The organism is Kitasatospora sp. NPDC001683 (assembly GCF_053596495.1).
On record NZ_JBSFGK010000007.1, the window covers coordinates 131,436 to 150,509 of the forward strand.

The 19,074-nt window shown below is 74.9% G+C and carries 12 protein-coding genes and 2 pseudogenes; 4 read left to right on the plus strand and 10 right to left on the minus strand.

Annotated elements, in window-relative coordinates; all coding sequences use genetic code 11:
* Positions 1–140: 140 nt before the first annotated feature.
* Positions 141–890, plus strand: a complete 750-nt coding sequence (locus ACWCYO_RS06170) for an alpha/beta hydrolase (protein ID WP_449783547.1) — start codon at positions 141–143, stop codon at positions 888–890.
* A gap of 140 nt (positions 891–1,030) precedes the next feature.
* Here ACWCYO_RS06170 and ACWCYO_RS06175 read toward each other — a convergent pair.
* The 3 genes and pseudogenes from ACWCYO_RS06175 to ACWCYO_RS06185 all read right to left on the minus strand — a co-directional run bounded on the left by ACWCYO_RS06175 (position 1,031) and on the right by ACWCYO_RS06185 (position 3,854).
* Positions 1,031–1,562, minus strand: a pseudogene (locus ACWCYO_RS06175) (isochorismatase family protein).
* 52 nt (positions 1,563–1,614) lie between these two features.
* Entirely contained in the window at positions 1,615–3,105 is a 1,491-nt protein-coding gene (locus ACWCYO_RS06180; protein ID WP_270141316.1) for a sensor histidine kinase, read from the minus strand.
* Positions 3,102–3,854 carry a response regulator transcription factor gene (locus ACWCYO_RS06185; RefSeq protein ID WP_449783548.1) on the minus strand — a complete coding sequence of 251 codons (753 nt, stop codon included), beginning with the start codon at positions 3,852–3,854 and terminating at the stop codon, positions 3,102–3,104. The genes ACWCYO_RS06180 and ACWCYO_RS06185 overlap by 4 nt, the downstream gene beginning before the upstream one ends.
* 232 nt (positions 3,855–4,086) lie before the next feature.
* On the opposite strand from ACWCYO_RS06185, the gene ACWCYO_RS06190 reads away from it, so the two are divergent.
* The 3 genes from ACWCYO_RS06190 (at position 4,087) to ACWCYO_RS06200 (ending at position 6,785) form a co-directional block, all read left to right on the plus strand.
* The gene (locus ACWCYO_RS06190; protein WP_270141320.1) at positions 4,087–5,454 is read left to right on the plus strand and encodes a ferredoxin reductase family protein; all 1,368 of its coding nucleotides are present in this window, start codon (positions 4,087–4,089) and stop codon (positions 5,452–5,454) included.
* A 65-nt stretch (positions 5,455–5,519) separates the two neighbouring features.
* On the plus strand, positions 5,520–6,002 hold the full coding sequence (locus ACWCYO_RS06195) for an FMN-binding protein (RefSeq protein WP_270141322.1): 483 nt from the start codon (positions 5,520–5,522) through the stop codon (positions 6,000–6,002).
* Between the two features lie 30 nt (positions 6,003–6,032).
* Positions 6,033–6,785, plus strand: coding sequence for an FAD:protein FMN transferase (locus ACWCYO_RS06200; RefSeq protein WP_449783565.1), 753 nt, complete (start codon positions 6,033–6,035; stop codon positions 6,783–6,785).
* Positions 6,786–6,830: 45 nt separating this feature from the next.
* On the opposite strand, the gene ACWCYO_RS06205 is transcribed toward ACWCYO_RS06200, so the two are convergent.
* From ACWCYO_RS06205 to ACWCYO_RS06235, 7 genes and pseudogenes are all read right to left on the minus strand, one after another.
* Positions 6,831–12,743: an SAV_2336 N-terminal domain-related protein gene (locus ACWCYO_RS06205; RefSeq protein WP_449783549.1), complete on the minus strand. Its 5,913-nt coding sequence runs from the start codon at positions 12,741–12,743 to the stop codon at positions 6,831–6,833.
* 11 nt (positions 12,744–12,754) lie between these two features.
* On the minus strand, positions 12,755–13,792 hold the full coding sequence (locus ACWCYO_RS06210) for an AAA family ATPase (RefSeq protein ID WP_449783550.1): 1,038 nt from the start codon (positions 13,790–13,792) through the stop codon (positions 12,755–12,757).
* 86 nt (positions 13,793–13,878) lie between these two features.
* Positions 13,879–15,408, minus strand: coding sequence for a VMAP-C domain-containing protein (locus ACWCYO_RS06215; RefSeq protein WP_449783551.1), 1,530 nt, complete (start codon positions 15,406–15,408; stop codon positions 13,879–13,881).
* Positions 15,409–15,412: 4 nt separating this feature from the next.
* A complete protein-coding gene (locus tag ACWCYO_RS06220) occupies positions 15,413–16,417 on the minus strand; it encodes a S1 family peptidase (RefSeq protein ID WP_449783552.1) in 1,005 nt (334 codons plus the stop codon).
* Entirely contained in the window at positions 16,414–16,857 is a 444-nt protein-coding gene (locus ACWCYO_RS06225; RefSeq protein ID WP_270141330.1) for a CU044_2847 family protein, read from the minus strand. Before ACWCYO_RS06225 ends, ACWCYO_RS06220 begins: the two co-directional genes overlap by 4 nt.
* Before the next feature lie 180 nt (positions 16,858–17,037).
* Positions 17,038–17,131: pseudogene (locus ACWCYO_RS06230) on the minus strand (LLM class flavin-dependent oxidoreductase); the annotation flags it as partial.
* A 593-nt stretch (positions 17,132–17,724) separates the two neighbouring features.
* A complete protein-coding gene (locus ACWCYO_RS06235; protein ID WP_270141332.1) occupies positions 17,725–19,062 on the minus strand; it encodes a tetratricopeptide repeat protein in 1,338 nt (445 codons plus the stop codon).
* Between the last annotated feature and the right edge of the window lie 12 nt (positions 19,063–19,074).

A 19,074-nucleotide genomic window follows, 5' to 3' on the forward strand; every position in this document is an offset into this window, starting at 1 on the left:
GGGCCGGTCCGGGCCGGTCCGGGGGGGTCGGCCGGACCGCTCCGGCCGTCCGCCCGCGTACAGTGGCGGTCCGGGCCGAGGGCGGCGGCGGGGGCGCTGGTCCTGGGTGGCGAAGGTGAACGGAGCTGGACGGTGCAGAGGTGATCGGAAGCAGTACGGACGCGGCCGCGCACGACGCGCTGCGCTGGCGGGTACGCCCCTCCGCGGCCGGGGCCGCCGTCCTCGTCCTCCACGGCGGCCAGGAACACAACCTCGCCCGGCCCCGCCCCCTCAACCTCCCGCTGCTGCGCATGCACGGCTTCCTGCGCGCGCTGACCAGCGCGACGGCGGGCTCCGACATCGCCATCGGCACCGTCCGCTACCGCCACCGGGGCTGGAACGGCGCCCGCGCCGACGCCGCCCGGGACGCCCTCGCCGCACTCGACGAACTCACCGAGACCCTCGGACCGGTGCCGACCGTCCTGGTCGGCCACTCCATGGGTGGCCGCGCCGCCCTGCGGGCCGGCGGACATCCGGCCGTCACCGGGCTGGTCGCCCTCGCCCCCTGGTGCCCCGCCGAGGACCCCTGCGACCACCTCGCCGGCCGTGACCTCCTGCTCCTGCACGGCGACCGCGACACCGTCACCCCGCCCGCTGACACCCGCGCCTTCGCCGCCCGCAGCCGCGCCGCCGGCGCCCGCGTCTGCGGCTACACCGTCACCGGCAGCGGCCACGCCATGCTCCAGCGCATCCCCGACTGGCACCGCGCCACCACCCGCCTCACCACCGCCCTCCTCGGCCTCCAGCCCTTCCCCGCCGAAACCGCCTCCGCCCTCGCCCTTCCACCCACCTCCCCCGAGGCCCTCACCCTCCCCCTCCCCCGCCAACCCCGCACCCCGTCCACCGCCTGAGTCCCCGGATGACGCCGGGCCGCTCCGGTGAGGCCGGTTCAGCGGTGTTCAGGACCCCTGCCGGGGGGGGTGCGTACGGCGGCGTGGGTCGGAGGCGTGTCCACCCGGGGCTGCTTGCCGGTCCCGCTGGTCGGCCGGGGTCAGCCGAGGTCGGTGGCCGACTCCACGACCACGCCGTGGAGGTCGCCGATCGTGGCGAGGGCGCCCCGGTGGATCTGGGCGGCGGTGAGCTCCGCGGTGCCGGACCGCAGGGGGCGGGTCGCGCAGGCGTCGGCGACGACGGGTGGGGCGGTTGCCGCGCAGGAAGGCGCCGGCGGTGGTGAAGGCGACGCACACGTGGGTCATGAAGCCGGCGATCACCACGTCCTGGTGGCCGGCCGCGTCCAGCAGCTCACCGAGGTCGGTGCCGACGAAGGCGTCCGGGGCCTGCTTGACCACCATCCGCTCGCCCTCGGCCGGGGCCACGCTCCGGTGGATCTGCCCGATCTCGGCGCGGACGTCGTACGGGGTGCCCGGGCCGCCGTCGTTGATGGCGTGGACGACGGTGGCACCGGCCGCCCGGGCCCGGGCGAGCAGGTCGGCCGCCGCGTCGAGGGCCGCGCGCCAGCCGGTCAGCTCCATCACGCCGCGGGCGTAGGTGTTCTGGTGGTCGATCAGGCTCCGCACCGTCACGCCCCCGCCGGCCGGACGGTGAACGACGTACGGCTGTGAACGCGGTACGACGTCACGCCCCCGACAGCCGGACGGTGAACACCGTACGGCCGGGCCGGCTGGCCGCCTCGACCGTGCCGCCGTGCGCCTGGACCACGGCCCGGACGATGGCCAGCCCCAGCCCGGTCGAGCCGGTGGCCCGGGAGCGGGCGCGGTCACCCCGGACGAAGCGTTCGAAGACCCGCGCCAGCAGCTCCGCCGGAATCCCTGGCCCCTCGTCGGTGACGCTCAACTCGACGGCGCCGGAGGTGAGTTCGAGCCGAAGCTCGACCGCCGTACCGGCCGGGGTGTGGGTGCGGGCGTTGGCCAGCAGGTTGGCCACCACCTGGCTCAGCCGGTGCTCGTCCCCGCGCACCAGCACCGGTTCCTCCGGCAGCACCAGCCGCCAGCGGTGGTCGGGGCCGGCCGCCCGGGCGTCGGCCACCGCGCCCAGCACGATCCGGGTGAGGTCCACCTCGTCCTCGGCCAGCGGGCGGCCGGCGTCCAGGCGGGCGAGCAGCAGCAGGTCCTCGACGATCGCGCCCATCCGCAGCGCCTCGGCGTCGATCCGCTCCAGCGAGTGCCGCACCTCGCCGGGCACCTCCCCGGGGTGGCGCAGTGCCAGCTCGGCGTGGCCGCGGACGGCCGCCACCGGGGTGCGCAGCTCGTGGCTGGCGTCGGCGGCGAAGCCGCGCAGCCGCTCCTCGACCGCGTGCCGGCGGGCCAGCGCGTCACCGACGTGGCCGAGCATCCGGTTGAGCGCGGCGCCGACCCGGCCGACCTCGGTGCGCGGATCGTCGTCGGGCACCCGTTCGGCGAGCATCACCTCGCCGCTGGCGAGCGGCAGCGCGCTCACCCGCTCGGCCATGCCCACCACCCGCCGCAGCGGGCGCAGCGAGAAGCCGACCCAGACCGCCCCGGCGGCGCCGGCCGCGGTGGCGGCGATCGCGAAGACGGTCAGCTCCAGGGTCTCCAGCCGCTCGACGGTGTCCTCGGCGGGGCGCAGCGGGAGTCCACAGACCAGCACGTCGCCGTCCCGGCCGGCCACCGCGCGCACCCGGTAGCGGTGCAGCGTGCCGCCGAGGTCGAGGGTGCGGGCCGGGCCGCCGGGCGGCAGGGCGGCGAGCGTGCGCTGCTGGGCGGGCGAGAAGGTGACCCGGTCGTCCGCGTCGTCGGGGTCCGAGTCGTCGGCGTCCCCGTCGACGACTCCGGCGGCGGTGACCCGGCCGTCCAGGAGCCGTACGCCCAGGGTTCCGGAGGACTGCCCCCGGGTGTCGGGGGCGGCACCCGTACCCGCGTACTCCAGGCTCGCGGCGTAGCGGCCACCGGCCTCGACGAGCTGCTGGTCGAGCCGGTCGACCAGGAAGTGGCGCAGGGCGGCGGCGGTGGCGAAGCCGACGGCGGCGCAGGTGACCACCAGCAGCACCAGCAGGCCGGCGATCAGGCGGGCCCGCAGGGTGCGGGGGAACAGCCCCTTCAGGAGCTTCACCGTGCTGCTCGCGGCGCGGCTCGCGGTACGGCTCACGGCGCCGCCTTGATCAGGTAGCCCGCGCCGCGCACGGTGTGGATCATCGGGCTGCGGCCGGCGTCCAGCTTCTTGCGCAGGTAGCTGATGTACAGCTCCACGATGTGGGCCTGCCCGCCGAAGTCGTACGACCAGACGGCGTCCAGGATCTGCGCCTTGCTGAGCACCTGCCGGGGGTGGCGCATCAGGTGGGCGAGCAGCGCGTACTCGGTCGGGCTGAGCTCGATGGTCTCGCCGTCGCGGGTCACCTCGCGGGCCCGGTCGTCGAGGACGAGGTCACCGAGCACCAGGGCGTGCGCGGGCGGCCCGTTCGGTGCGGCCGGCGGGGCGGCCCGGCGCAGCAGTCCGCGCAGCCGGACGACCACCTCGGCCAGGCTGAACGGCTTGGTCACGTAGTCGTCCCCGCCCGCGGCGATACCCGCGATCCGCTCCTCGACGGCGTCCCGGGCGGTGAGGAACAGCACCCGGACCTCGGGCTGCTCGGCGTGGATCCGGCGCAGCACCTCCAGGCCGTCGAGGTCGGGCAGCATGATGTCGAGCACCACGGCGTGGGGCCGCCAGCGCGCCGCCTCCCGGACGGCCTCCAGGCCGTTGGTCACGCCGCGCGCCTGCCAGCCCTCGTAGCGCACCGCACCGCAGATGACCTCGACCAGGTCCGGTTCGTCGTCGACGACCAGCACGCGCCAGTCGGAGCGGTCGTCCGGGCGGTCACCGGGGCGGTCGTCCGGGCGGCCCGCGGTGTCGTCCATGCTGCTCCCTCGGTTCGGCGGTGGGCGGCCTTCATTCTGGCCTGCCGCGATGAGAAACCCGTGAGATCAGCGGAGCTGGTTCGTGCCCCCCGTACTAGCTCTGAACTGCGGCGATGGCGCTCATGGCGGGCGCCGGGGCCGGTCCTTCTCAGAGGTGACTCAGAGCTTGCGGTGCGATCGTGGACCGCCTCGGCGGGGCGACGCCGCCGCCGGGAGTTGAGGAGGTTCCCCGATGACCACTGCCACCGTGCCGAAGTCCCGGCAGGCGTCCGCCGGACCGCGTCACCGGGCGGCGGACCGCCCGCCGCTCGCGCTGCCGCCGAACGCGGCGCTCGGCCTGATCGCCGTGGGGGCGCTCGGCGTGCTCGGGCTGTGGTGGCTGAACACGGCCTCGGTGGTCGGCGCGGCCGGCTGGCTGACCGGCGCCGGGCGGATCACCGGGCTGCTCGCCGGGTACGCCGCGCCGGTGCTGATCCTGCTGATGGCCCGGCTGCCGCCGGTGGAGCGCGGGGTCGGCGCCGACCGGCTGGCCCGCTGGCACGCGTACGGCGGCCGCTGGCTGGTGGGCCTGGTCTCGGTGCACCTGCTGACCGTCGTCTGGGGCTACGCGCTCACCGACGGGCGCGGGCTGCTCGGGGAGGGCGTGGAGATCGTCTTCCACTACCCCGAGATGATCAAGGCAACCCTGGGCACCCTGCTGATGCTCGGCACCGGCCTGGTCTCCGCCCGGGCGGCGCGCCGCCGGCTCTCCTACGAGACCTGGTACTACCTGCACCTGGCGACCTACCTCGCGGTGGCACTGGCCTTCGCCCACCAGCTGGCCACCGGCGCCGACCTCGGCGGCGGCCCCGGCCAGGCCGCCTGGTACGCGCTCTACTTCGGCACGGCGGCGCTGCTCGGCTGGTTCCGGCTGCTGCGGCCGTGGCTGCTGGACCGGCGGCACGGCCTGCGGGTGGCCGAGGTGCGGCCGGAGGGCCCCGGCGTGGTGTCGCTGTTCCTGTCCGGCCGTCGGCTGGACGAACTGCGCGCCGAACCGGGCCAGTTCTTCCGGCTGCAGTTCCAGGCACCCGGGCTGCGCTGGGCCGCCAACCCGTATTCGCTGTCCGCGCCGCCGCGCCCGGACTTCCTCCGGTTCACCGTCAAGGACCTCGGCGGGCACAGCGCCGCCGTCGCCGCGCTGCGCCCGGGCACCCGGGTGCGGGCCGAGGGGCCGTACGGGGCGTTCACCGGGCGGCAGCAGCGGCGGCGCCGGGTGCTGCTGCTCGGGGTGGGCGTCGGGATCACCCCGCTGCGGGCGCTGTTCGAGACGCTGCCGGGCGAGGTCACGCTGGTGCAGCGGGCACGGAGCGCGGAGGACGTGCTGTTCCGGACCGAGCTGGCCGAGGTCGCCCGGCGGCGCGGCGCGGTGGTGCACGAGCTGCTCGGCTCGCGGGAGCAGGTCGGCGACCTGGGCGCGGCGCTCGCCCGGCTGGTGCCGGGCCTGGCGGAGCACGAGGTGTACCTGTGCGGGCCGGAGGCCGTCGCCGAGGAGGCCGTACGCGCGCTGCGGGCGGCCGGGGTGCGGGCGGGGCGGATCCACCGCGAGTCCTTCGTCTTCTGAGCCCGTTTCTGAGCCCGTCCCACACTCACACGTTCACGTACCCGTACCGGAGGAGTTGTCCTGCCATGCGCCGAGCCGTCGTCACCAGTGCCGCCACCGCTGCCGGGGTGGTGTTGCTGCTCTCGCTCAAACCGCACGAGACGACCGGGGCCGCTCCGGTGATCAGCTCGGGGGCGGGGGCGGGTTCCTCGTCCGGCTCCGGCTCCGGGACCACCGGCGCCGCCGACACGTCCGCCTCCCCCACGCCCGCACCCGCCTCCGGCGGCGGCGCCACCCGGAAGGTCAGCGGGGACACCGTGAACACCCGGTACGGGCCGGTGCAGGTGCAGGTCACCCTCGCCGGCAGCCGGATCACCACCGTCGACGTGGTCAAGTACCCGACCCAGGACCGCCGGGACCGCGAGATCAACGCCGACGCCCTGCCCGTGCTCAACCAGGAGGCGATCTCCGCGCAGAACGCCCAGATCGACGCGGTCAGCGGCGCGACCTACACCAGCGACGGCTACATCCGCTCGCTGCAGAGCGCGCTCGACCGGGCGAAGGGCTGAGGCCCGGTGCTGCGGCACGCCGAGCCCGTGATGGGCACCGTCTTCTCGATCGCCGTCCGCGACCCCGGACCGGACACCCCCGAGGCGGTGCGGCGGATCGCCGAACGACTCCACCGGATCGACGCGGTGTTCTCCACCTACCGGCCGGACAGCGACATCAGCCGACTCGGGCGGGGCGAACTGGCCCTGGACGACTGCGATCCCGAGGTCCGCACGGTGCTCGCCGCCTGCCGCCAGGTGGCCGCCGAGACCGACGGCTACTTCACCGAACGCCCCGGCGGCCGGCTGGACCCCAGCGGCTGGGTCAAGGGCTGGGCGGTCGAGGAGGCCGCCCGCCTGCTGCGCGCCGCCGGCGCCCGGCAGTTCTGCGTCAACGGCGGCGGGGACGTGCAGACCTCCGGCGGGCCGTGGCGCCTCGGCATCGCCCACCCCGGGCAGCCCGGCATGCTCGCCGCCGTACTCAGCGGCAGCGACCTCGCCGTGGCCACCTCCGGCACCGCCGAGCGCGGCGCCCACATCCTCGACCCGCACACCGGCCGCCCGGCCGACGGCCTGGCCTCGCTCACCCTGGTCGGCGCGCCGGGCACCGGCATCGCCCGCACCGACGCCTGGGCGACCGCGGCCTTCGCGATGGGCCCCGACCGCGCGCTGGCCTGGGCGGCCCGGCGACCGGGGGTGGAGGCGCTCGCCGTGCTCCCGGACGGAACGAAGCGCTGGACCTCCGGACTGCCCCGGCACCTCCCGCCCTCCGGGCCCGCCGACTGGCAGCCCGCGCCCGGGTGACCGTCGCGGCCGACGTCCGCACCGACCGGGCCCAGCCCTGAGGCCCTACGTTCCCCGGGCCGCGCCCGGGGCCGGGTCCCGGCCGTTTCGGGCGGGCAGCCAGCCGGTCTGGATCAGGGTTCCGGACAGGCGGTCGGGGGTCACGTGAATTCCCCGGCCCGGGGGGAGGGGCTGGGGCGCGACGGAGCCCAGCAGGGGGCCTTCCTGGCCGTCGCCGGAGAGCACCACACCGTGGGGCCCCAGGTCGCACACCGCGCGGAGGAACGGGTCGGCCGCACGGGCCCGGCCGGCGCCCTCGGAGCGGCGGGCGATGATCACGCGCAGGCCCAACTCCCGGGCCTGCGGGAGGATTTCGACGAGGGAGGCGAGCGGCTCCTCCTCGTTGGCGGCGATGAGCTCGAAGTCGTCCACGATGAGGAAGATGTCCTTGGGCGCCGTCTTCCGCGCGCCCGGCGTGCGGCTGGTGGCGGCGACGCGCAGGATCCGGGCCAGAGTGTCCAGGCCGGACGTGTTCGGCGCGTAGTGGACAAGGTGCGCGGGCGGTACCTCGTCGCGCAGCGTGCCGTGGAAGTCGACCACCAGAAAACCCACACGGTCCGCCGTGTACCGCTCGGTGAGCTGCTTGACCAGCAGCCGAAGCAGCGCGGTCTTCCCCGACCCCTCTTCGCCGTACACGGCGAACAGCGGGTTGGCGTCGAAGTCGACGAAGACCGGGGCCTGTTGGGCGACGTCCAGCCCGATCGCCACGCCCTGCGGCGCGTTGCCGCGCGGTAGGCGGTCGGCTTCCACCACGGCGGGCGCGGCCGTGCCGCCCGGCGGCACGATGAGCGCCTCGGCCCAACCGGGCCTGCGGAGTTGGCGGTCGTCCGCCTGGATCATCGCAAACAGCCTCGTCACCACCGGGGTCGGCTCGATGGCGAACTCCTCCCACAGTCGATCCTGGAGCCGGCCATAGGCCTCCAGTGCCTCGACCTGCCGCCCGCACCGGTGGAACGCGAGCATCAGCAGGGCGCACAGCCGCTCGCGCAACGGGTGCTCGACGACCAGCGGTTCGAGCTCGGATACGTACTCCTCGTGCCGTCCGAGCGCCAGCCCGGTGGCGTACAGGTCCTCGACGGCGGCCAGCCGCCGCTCGGTCAGCCGGGTGCGCTCGCGGGATGCATACGGCCCCGGAACACCGTCCAGCGCGGGGCCCTCCCAGAGGTCGAGTGCGGAGCGCACCAGCGTGTGCGCCGCGAACAGGTCACCGGCCTTATCCGCCGATACGGCCGCGGCGAGCCGCTCCTCGAAGACGGTCACGTCGACCGAGCCCGGGGCGACCGTCAGTCGGTAGCCGCCAGCCACCGGTTGGAGGATGTCGGCCGCTCCGCGCGGCAGGGTATCGTCGCCCAAGATGTGCCGCAGCCGGGAGACGTAGGTGCGCACCGCCGCCAGCGCCTGGGGCGGCGGCTGAACGCGCCAGACCGCGTTGACCAGGCACTCCGTCGATACGGGCTCCGGGGCGTGCAGGAGCAGGGCCGCGAGGACCGCCTGCTGCTGGGGTGAACCGACGGACAGTAGTTCTCCGTCCCGCCAGACCCGCAGCGGGCCGAGCAGTGAGTAGCGCAGGCGGGACCGTTCGGACCGGACCAACTCCCGTGCCCGTTCGTACAGTTCGTTGAGTCGGCGCCTTTCCAGTTCCGCCGACGGCCCGGGCAGGTCCGCCAGCGGCGGTCCCTGCCAAAGCGCGAGGGCCTCCTGGGCATGCCGTCGGGCCGCGGCCGGATCAGCGGATGACAGGGCCGCCTCGGCGCGTTCCAGGGCCTGTTCGAAGAGGACGACGTCGATCTGCTCGGAGGCGACGTTCAGGACCCAGGTGTGGCCGTCCGACAGCTCCTCGAGCACCGCGCGAAGGGCCGAAGTCGAGTTGAGCGCGACCTGCAACTCCTGTACCTGGACCCATACTTCGTCGACGTCGCGGGCGAACGCCGTGTGCTGCTCCCGGACCGCCTCGAGCAGGACCTCGGCCCGGACGGGGCGGCCGCGGTATTTCAGCAGCGCGGCGAGCACCGCCTTGCGCTCCTGGGAGCCGAGCTCCACCGGTTCGTCCCCGCGCCAGGCGCGCACCTCTCCGAGCAGTGTGAACCTGAGCGGGAGTTCCTGCCGGCGGTCGGGCTGCGGCAGGACTCCGGAGGCGGCGATCCGCCGGGCGACCTCGGCGGCGGAGGACGGCCGCCGGTGCGGGTCCGGGTGCAGGAGTTCGAGGACGAGCCCGTGCAGGGGCTCGGGCATGCCGGTCTCGTGCAGCACGGTGCCCAGGGCGTAGAGGTCACCGGGCGGGTCGCCGGGGAAGACCCCGAAGTCGCAGAGGGCCGGGCTGCCGTTCGGGCGGATGAGGATGTTGGCGGGCTCGACCCTGCCGTGCGCGATCCCCTGGCTGTGGAGGTACTCCAGCGCCTCGGCCACGCCCAGGGCGATCGCCGCGGCCTCGTCGGGGGGCAGCGGCCCCGCGTCGAGTACGGTCCTCAGGTTGGGGCCGTCGATGAACTCGAGGACCAGGTGGAGGCGTTCGGCTTCCAGCCGGGCGATAGGGCAGACGACGAGACCCGGGTGGCGGAGCGCGGTGAACTTCCCGACCTGCTCCAGGAACGGGCCCGCCTCCAGGACGGCGGGCAGGCGGTTCGGCTCGAAGGCCTTGACCGCGACCGTCCCGCCGTCCCGTTCGTCCCGGGCCCGCCAGATCTCGCTCTGCCGTCCCCGGGCGATCCGCTCGACCAGGCGGAAGTGCCCTCCTACAGTGCGGGTTTCACTCTCCGGTTGCACGCTGCTGCGCAGACCGTTCTCCAGCTCCCAGACGTGTACCCGGCCGTCGTGGTCCCCGATCGAAGCGATGACGCAGTGGTCCTCGTCGCTGGCGATGCCGACGATGGTTCTCGCCAGATCGGGGTCGAGCCTGGTGGTGCTGGTGAAGTCGACGCTGCCGGGGTCGTCGGGCCGCCATCGATGCACCGTTCCGGACTGGTCGACACCGACCAGGGCCGTCTGCCCGTCCAGGTGGGGCACAGAGGTCAGCGCCCAGGCACGGTAGCCGCCGGCGATGCCCGGCAGTTCCACCTCCACGGCGTCCTCCTGGACGTCCCAGAGGCTCATCCGGCCCTGGAGGTCGGAGATCCAGAGGTACTGTCTCCCGTCCGAGTGGGTGTGGGCGGCCATCGCCACCGGCTCGAACGGGAGCCCGCTCTGGCTGTCGAGGAGAGAGCCGTCCTCCGCGTCCCAGAACTGGAGCACGCCGTCGACGTCCGCGGTGCAGAGGATGAACCGGTCGTCGCCGAAGGCGGCCATGGCGACGACGTCGGAGGTCACGTCGAGCAACAGCGAGCTCCGGAACTTCAGCCCGTCCATCGCGTCGATGAAGTGGACCAGTCCGTCCACACCGTAGACGGCGAGATCGCTTCGCCCGTCGGGACCCGGCACTGCCGCCAGGGCCAGTGCCCGGCACGGCAGGCGGAAGCTCTTCGGGATGTTCGCCCCATCGACCTCAGCGGGCACCGTGAGGGCGGCCAGCTTCTCGTCGAGCTGCCAGGTCGCCAGCTCGTCCGGGCGCCGTGGCATCCGGTCGAGCAGGTGCTGGAACTCCTGGGCGTGCTCGATGCGCTGGTAGGCGTCGCCGAGGCGGTGACGGATCTCCTGGCGCAGCTCGGCCTCGGTGAGGAAGCCGAGGGTGATGGTCTGCGCATCGGCGAGGAAGCGCATGCCCTGGCGCGAACCGGTGGTGACGATCAGGCAGCCCGACTCGGAGGCGATCAGTTCGAGGATCTCGCGGAGATATCCGGAGTCCGGCCGCAGAGCGTCCACGACGATCAGCCAGTCCGGGTGGTCTCCGACGACCTCGTCCAGTGGGGTGTAGCTCTTCGCCCCGAGGGCAACCCGCAGCCGCTCGAAGCCGTTCCCCAGCGCATCGGCGCTCCGACCCTCGATCCAGTGGACGAAGGAGTGGCGGCCGCCGTGGCGCCGGACGTACTCCTGGACGAGCCGGCGCCTTCCCATGCCCGGGGAAGCCTCGACCACCACCAACCGGGTCTGCGAGCCGTCCGCTCGGCACGCCTGCGCGAGCAGGCGGAGTTCACGCTCCCGGCCGATCATGCGCGGCGGGTCCGGTGGGCTGACGACGGGCGGCACCGGGGTGAGCAGCCCCGTCCGGATCCCCCGGTCTGCCACCGCACTGCCCAAGTACCGGGCTAGCGCGGCGTGTTGCCCGCCCGCCCCGGCCAGCACCGTCGCCGCGACCTCCGCGAAGGGGCGGCTGCGCTCCGGCAGCTGGTGCCGTGCCTCCCCCGCCGAGGCCGCCAGGGCGCGGAAGTCGAGCGTGCCGCCGAAGGTCGCCGCGACGCGCCCCGAGACCTTGGCGAGCACCTGGTCCAGCACCCGTACCGATTCCGTCCGGGTCAGTTCTCCCAGCAGCTCCTCCCGTACGCCGTCGACGAAGTCGTACACCACCTCGTCCGGGTCGACGGCCTTCGCCCGCACCTCGATCAGTCCGGACAGGAACAGCTCCGCCAGCTCCCGTTGCCCCGACTCCGGCACCGTCGCCCGTTGGACCAGCCGCATCACCGGCAGGCTCAGCGGCGCGGCCGCGAGGTGGCAGGCGAGCCGGTACGCGGCCGGGGAGCTGCCGGCCCGGAAGGCGGCGACCCGGTCGGCGGCGGTGCGCGGGGCCGAGGCCCGGGCGCGGGGTCGCTGCGGGCGCGGGACGCCGCTGAGCGGCGCGGCGAGCAGGGGCGTCCAGCCGGCCGTACGGCCCGCGGTGAGGTCGGCCCAGGGGGCGAGCCAGTCGGCGTCGATCTCCAGCACGGGCAGCCAGCGCACCGCCGCGCGGGCCGCTGCGCCGGCCTGGCCGCGCGGGATGCCGGGCAGGGCGGTGCCGGTGCGCAGGACGGGCGCGGGCCGTCCGTGGGTGGCGGCCCGGCCCTCGACCGGGGCGGTGCGCAGCGCGGTGCGGTGCCAGAGGCGGCGGGGCAGCACCTGGAGGGCGGCGGCGGGGCCGGTGCTGGCGGCGCGGGCGAGGTAGGGCACCAGCTCGTCGCCGTACCACGCGGGCCCGACGCCGTCGGTGAGGACGAGCAGGATGCGGCGCCGGTGCGGGTCGGCGAGCGGGCCGGACCAGTTGCGGTCGGGAGTGGCGGGCGGCGGTACGGCGGTGCGGCGGCGCCGGAAGGGGGTGAGGTGCGGGGTGTCCCGGTCGGTGTCGAGGGACCAGGTGCGCACCTCCTCGAAGGCGCCGTGGCGTTCCAGCAGGGTGGCGAGTTCGCCGGCCAGGTCGTGCCAGACGGCCATGGTGGCGCCGGTGTCGATCAGCAGGTCGACCGCGTACCGGGGCCTGGCCCGGTGCCAGACCGGCAGCAGGACGCCGGTCTCGGCGGTCGCCGTCGCCGTCGCCTCCTCGTCGAGGTGCAACCGGCGGAAGCCGCCGGGGTGTTGGGTCAGCGGTCGGCGCAGCGGGCGCAGGGCGCGGGCGATGGCGAGGGCGCCGGGCAGGGCGGTGGGCCGGGTGACCTGGACGACCTCGGCACCGCGGGCGACGGGCCCGGGCCGCTCGGTGCCGGCGGGGGCGCAGCGGGGGTGCAGTTCGACCTTGGGGTCGGGCTGCGGGGGCATGGGGGCGGGCGGTTCGGGCTCACCCGGTCGGTTCTGCCAGGTGCGGTCAGGTGGCGGGGCGGCGTCGTGTTCCGGGGTCGACGGGGGCTGCGGAGCCGGCGGCGGGTTGGTGGGCCGCTCGGGCGAACTGTCGGGCAGGGGTGCGAGGCCGGCCAGCTCGGAGATCCACAGCACGTCCGCCAGGTCCTGCGGCTGCGGCTGCTCGCCCGCGGGCGCGACGAGCGCGGCCAGCGCCTGGCGCAGCACGGACCTCGCCGCCGTCTCCCCCTCGGTACCGAAGTCCCCGTCCGCGCCGAAGTCCCCGCCCCTACCGAACGCGCCCACCGGCCGCCGCCTCAGCTCTCGTTGAGCGGGCGCAGCAGGACGTCGTGGATGACGTCGCGCCCGGGTGCGCTGCCCCACAGCCCGCGTTCGGCCATCAGCAGGGCGTTGAGCAGCTGGTCGTTGGCCAGGTCGGAGCCGTCCTCGCGCTGGCGTCGCAGGAACTCGGTGATGAGCCGGCTGCGCTGGGCGCCGTCCGCCGACCGGTCCGCGCCCAGGTGGGCGGCGACCATCGCGGCCAGCCGGTCCTCGGTGGGCGGCTGGATCTCCAGGCGGATGCAGCGGCGCAGCAGTGCCGAGGGGAACTCCCGCTCGCCGTTGCTGGTGAGGACGACCAGCGGGAAGTGGGCGCAGCGCACGTGGCCGCCGCGGACGATCGCCCGCCGGCCGGGGTCGGCGGTGGCGACCTCCTGCGGGCCGGGGCCGAGGCGCTGGAGCTCGGGGATCTCGAACTCGCCCTCCTCGAAGACGTTCAGGAGGTCGTTGGGCAGGTCGATGTCGCTCTTGTCGATCTCGTCGATGAGCACGACGCGGGGGGTGCGCCAGGGCAGCAGCGCGGTGCCTAGCGGGCCGAGGCGCAGGAACTGGCCGATCGCGGGCGGCTGCCGGTCGCCATCATGGTCCGGGGGGCGCAGGCCCGCCTCGTGGAGCCGGCCGATGGCGTCGTAGGTGTAGAGGCCGTCGCGCAGGGCGGAGCGGCTGCTGATCGGCCAGCGCAGGACCGGTCCGAGCCCGAGCTCGTGGGCTACGGCGTAGGCGAGGGTGGACTTGCCGACGCCGGGCTTGCCGGTGATCAGCAGCGGGCGGCGCAGGTGGAGGGCCAGGTTGACGAGGTGGATCTCGCGGTCGTCGGCCTGGTAGGCGGTGGCCTGCCGGGTGCGGCCGAGCCGGCGGGCGGTCAGGCCGGTGGCGTCGTCGGCCGGGGGCGGCGACAGTTCCTCCTCGCTGTCGACCCAGTCGCCGAAGGAGCGCCAGGCCGGGGCCGGCGGGAGGGCGGCGATGCCGTCGTGGGGCACGCCGGTGCCCCGGTAGATCCACCAGTTCTCGGCCATCGTTACCGCCTGCTCCTCGTCATTACGGTCGTCGGAATCACGGTCATGGGAATCACGGTCGTCGGAACCATCGGAAACCATGCGCCTCACACCATCCCCGGAAACCCGGCGTCCTGGTCCGGATCCACGCAGTTCGGGTCGTCCCAGAACAGGGTGACGCCGTCCTGGGCCTGGGCTGCCCGGGTCACCTTGCGGTGCCGGTGGACGGCCTCCGGCAGTCGGGCCAGTGAGCGCGGGCGCTCGCGACGCAGGGCCTCGACCACGTCCGTCGGGGCGCCGGGGGCTCGGCGCCACAGCATGGCCGGGACGCCGTCGAACACCATGGCGTCGAGCACGGCCGCGCGCACCCCGGGGTCGAGCTCGTCGTACGGGGTGTCGAGGCCGAGGCAGGCCAGGGTGGGCCGGCCGTCGAGCCAGCCGGGGAGGTCGGCGGCCCGTTCGGGGTGCAGCGGCGGCCAGCCGATCCGGTCGACGGCCTCGCATTCCATCGTCTCGGCGAACAGGTGCTCCCACCGTTCGTACCAGGCGGGCGTCTGCAGCCACGGGTTGATGTAGCGGTCCAGGGAGCGGACCACGACCGGGTGCAGCAGCCCGAGCCGGTACCCGCCGGGGGCCGGGGACCACAGCTCGGCGCTGTGGCCGAGCAGTGCCTTGGGCAGCAGGAACTCGATCCGCACCGGGCTGCGCCTGCTCCTTGCCAGCTCGGAGAACAGCTCCTGCCAGCCGGCCAGTCGGGCGCTGCCCTCGGAGACGAGGTCCTCCTTGGCGAGCGAGTCGCCGGCGACCAGGTCGTTGAGGCGTTCGATCGGCCCGCCGGCCAGTGGCTGCCGGTAGTAGGAGGCCCGGAGGTGGTAGCGGCTCGCCTCGATGTGCTCCGGCGTCTCCGGGTCCAGTCGGATCTGCACGATGAGGCGGCCGGCGGCCTCCTCCCGGGGCTCCGGACGGGGGACCGCGACCCTTCTCAACAGCACGCCCAACTCGGCGAGTTGGGGGTGCCGGAGAGCCAGCTCCGGATCCCTGACCAGGCCGTCCAGGAAGGACAGCGCGTAGCCGGCGTCGGGGCCGCCGAAGTGGTCCAGCAGCCGGCCGAGGATCTCCGGCAGGGTCGTGCGCTCGTCGATCCGGTGCCGACCGGGGGCGCGCGGGGGCACGTGGGCGAGGAGGCGCTGCGGGCCGGGCGGGGGCGTCAGCGCGCGCAGCAGGGCGATGACGCGCAGCAGGACCTCGGCGGGCAGGCCGGTCTCGGCGGTCAGGGCCAGCACGGCCAACTCCAGCCAGGGCAGCGCGCCGTCATACGGGTCGTGGGCGCGAAGCGCCTCGCCGAGCACGCCGAGCACGGCCCGGGGGTCGCGGGCGCGGGCGATGCTCCGCAGGATCTCCCGGACGTGCTCGCGGGCGGTGTCGGCCTCCTTGACGTCCAGGTGGAACAGCCGGGAGGACGGGGCGCGGCCCATCGTCTCGAGGACGCCCTGCCGGAACTCCCGCCGGGAGATCGCCCGGAAGTCGAACAGGATCTCGGCCAGCAGGTCCTCGGCCGCCTCGATCGGGGGCGCGGCGGACTGCCCCTGATCGACGGCGGCCCACGGTGACCAGCCGCCGTACGCGCCTCCGCTCATCGCCCTACCTGCTCCCCCGACCGTCGGCCACCGGCCCGCCGGCCACCCCTCCGCCCGTCGCCGGTCCTCCCGCGAAGTGTTCGCCCGTCGCCCGTTCGACGAGGGACCGGAGCCGGTCCAACGCGCCGTCGTACGGGGCGAGTTCCGCCAGCGCGGCGTACAGCGCGCGCAGCGCCGCCGAGGCGTCGCGGTGGTGGCGGCAGCGGCTCACGATGCGGAACAGGTGGTCGCGCCGGTCGGAGCGCTCCTCGACCTCGAAGGAGTGCGGCAGGCCGAGGTGTTCGCCCATCCGCTCCAGCAGGTCGAACCGCCCGTCGGCGCGCGCGGTGTACCGGACGGCCATCAGCGCCGCCACCAACTCGGTGTCGCTGGGCGACGGTTCGGGGGTGACCAACTGAACCACCGGCCCGAGGAAGGCGATCAGTGCCGCGAGCGGCACGTACCAGCCGCCCAGGTCCTGCTTGTAGGAGCGGCTGCCCTTGAGCACGCCGCACACCAGTCCGTCCGACCCGACCAGCATGCTGCCGCTGAACCCGGGCTGCACGAATCCGCCGACTCTGGTTAACTCCCCTGACCGGCCGACGACTTGGAGCGCGACCGTGTCGGGGTTGACCCCCGGCGAGGGGGTGGCCTCGGAATGGCCCAGGGCGGTCAGCCAGCTGCCCGGCTCGGCCTCGCCGCCCGCCAGCGGGGCGACCGGATGGCCGGTGCCGGCCGCCGCCGGGACGTCGAGCAGCGCGAGGTCGGGGAAGGCCTCGAACGGGCCGCTGCCCGCGGTGTCGGGCTCGGCCCGGACGGCCCCGGGCAGCACGGGGTAGGTGCTCGACTCGTGCCGGACGACCAGTCCTTCGGCCACGCCGCGCCGGTCGAGCACGACGTGCGCACAGGTGACCGCCAACCCCGGGCCGACCAGGAAGCCGCTGCCCCGGAAGCCGTTCGCCGCCTCGATCCGGACGGCGCAGCGGTGCAGCGCCTCGGCGCGGGCACGATCGAGATGCGGGCCGGTCACTCCGCGGCAGCGGGGGTGGCGGCCTCGGCACCCTCGGCCACATCTCCTCCGCCCGCCCGCTCCCGGCGCGCCGCAAGGTCCCAGGAGAGCTTGACGGTCAGCCCGGCCTCGCTCCCGGCCTCCGCGATGATCCCGAGCAACTGCCCCGACTTCACTGCCAGTTTGAGCCCGAACTCGACCTCGAAGGAGTCCGGCGCCCCGGCCCCGCCCTGGGTGATCGTCTCCGCCGCCCAGCGCCCGATCCCCTGCACCGTGCCGCGCACCTGGTCCAGCGACAGCGCCACCGCGGACCCGACCCGGGCAGCCCGGTCCCGCAGGCCGACGTCCCCGAAGCCGTCCTCGTCCCCGACCGCCTCGAAGCCGACCTCGCCGATGACCTCGGCCCGCACCGTGGTGCCGTCCCCCAGGTCGATCGTCTGCACCGTCACGTCCCCGGCCACGCCGCTCCCCTCCCGAACGTCCGAACTGCGCGCCGGAACCACGGACCCGAACAGCACGCCCGAACCGTCGTCCCCACCCGCAACAACCCCGACTGCGCGCGCCAGGATACCGCGACCACACCACCACCCACCGTTACGGGGTCGGACACCTCATGCCCCCGCCCGTCCGCCAGGGCGCAGCCACAGCCGCACCGCGCCGTCCCACCGCGCTGCCCGCCGCATCGGCGCACGACGCGGCCAGCCCTCCGATCCACACCGGCGGACCGGGCCGCTGGCCGTGCCGGACACCAGCGTCACGTCGCGGACCGACCCCACGCCGGCGGAGGTCGGCCGACGATGGCGCTCGTGAGGTCGAGGCTGTGTTCCGTGGCTGTCGGTGGCCAGGATGTGCTCCCGGTACCCGCCCCCCGCACTACGGCAGTCGAGCCAATCGGTCCAGCATTCGATCCGATCGGCCGGGCGGACGGCACCGGCGGACGGACGGTCGGCCCGGGGGAAGCGTTACTCGGTCGGCGGCAGTTGGGTGTTCGGTCCGGACCGAGTGCGAGTGGCACCGGAGTTGCGCGGCGGCAGCCGTTGACTCTCCTCCGGCTTGGCCTCCCCCATCTCCCCGACCGTCGGGATCTGGTCCGGTGCCGGCAACGGCGGGTGGGACCTCTGCCGCGTCGGAGCGGCGGCTCCGCGGTAGTGTCCGGGCCAGCGGCCCTGACGGTCGGGTGGGACGACGGCGCTCATCGACTGCCCTCTCGTAGTTCTGCGGGACGAACCATCGTCGTGCGGGAGGCACCGCTTCTGCGGCGATTCACGCTCACCGGTGCGTCACGAACCGGCGCGCGGCCCGGACCGGACGCCAGTTGGGACGGACCGTCACGCGAAGCGGGAGCTCCGCACCGGGCCGGCGGAGTTGATGCGGTCGCGCGGGCCTGTGGCGGGCCAGTCGGTTGCGCGGGTGGCGAAGGCCGTGAGGGTGTCGTCCGGGTCGGGCGGGGTCTGGCCGTCGCCCTCCGGGGCGGTCGGGGTGGCGGCCAGGATCGCCTCGGCGAGTTCCTCGGCCGAGCGCCGGTCGGGCTCGGCCTCCTCCGGTTCGCCGTCCTCGCTGAACTGCAGGCCGGGCTCCCACGGGGCGTTCACGATCTGTCCCAGCAGGGTGGAGACGTCGGCGGTCACGGCGGGCGGGTCGGTCCAGCAGGTGGCGTGCTCGAAGAGGAGCTGGCCCTCCGTCCGCTCCCGCAGCTGCGCCACCTCGGCGGGATCGCACTCGTTCAGGTCGTACGCGACCACCAGCACCCCCGGCGCCCCCGGCTGGAACGGCGCCGCCGGCACGCCGAGGAGCTGCGCCGTCGCCAGTCCGAGTGCCCGGCTGCCCCGGTCGGCCAGGAGCCCGACCGAAGCGGGCTTGCGGTCGGTGGCGGCCAACACGGCGCGCAGACGCTCCAGACCGTGACGGCAGTGCCCGAAATCGTCCTGGAGGTAGGCCCAACGGCCGGTCATGCCCTGGTCGAACCCGTGCGGCGAGAGGGTGGTGAGCAGGCCACCGGTGAGCACGTAGTGCCAACCGCGCAGGTCCCGGTCGTCGACCGGCGGCAGGGCCGCGGCCCGGTCCAGCATCCGCCCGACCCGCTGCCCCGGGCCCACCCAGACGCCTTCCGGGGCCGACAGCGCCGCGTACACCTCACGGGCCAGCGGGATCTGACCGCTCGTGATCGCGTTGTAGACCGTCAGGTACCGGTCCGGCCAATCGCCGAGCCGGGCATCGTGCTCACGCAGCACGGCCAGTGCCTCGGTGTGCCGCCCGCAGCCCTCCAGGGCGGAGACCAGCTCCAGCAGCACCTTGCGCAGACCGAGCTGCTGGGCGGCCTGCGGCTTGGGCCTGCGGCGGAACAGGCTGGTGCGCGCCGGGGCGGCGGGCGGCGCCTCGACCAGCCGCAGCGCCTCCCGCAGCGCGGGGACGGCCACCGCGTCGATGCCACGCTCGACGCAGGCGTAGCCGTAGGCGTAGAGCCGGTCGGCCTCCCCGGGCCTGGCCGCCAGCGCTGTCGAAGCCTCCGCCAGATCCTCGAAGCCCGCACCCTTGGCCAACTCGGCCACCAGCGGCGCGACTTCGGCGGGCGGGAGCCGGTCGGCGGCGGAACGCAGCGTCCGCATCGCTCCCTGCGAGTCGCCGGACTCGAAGAGCTCCCAGGCTTCGGACAGTTCGGTGGTCATGTGTCTCCGGGG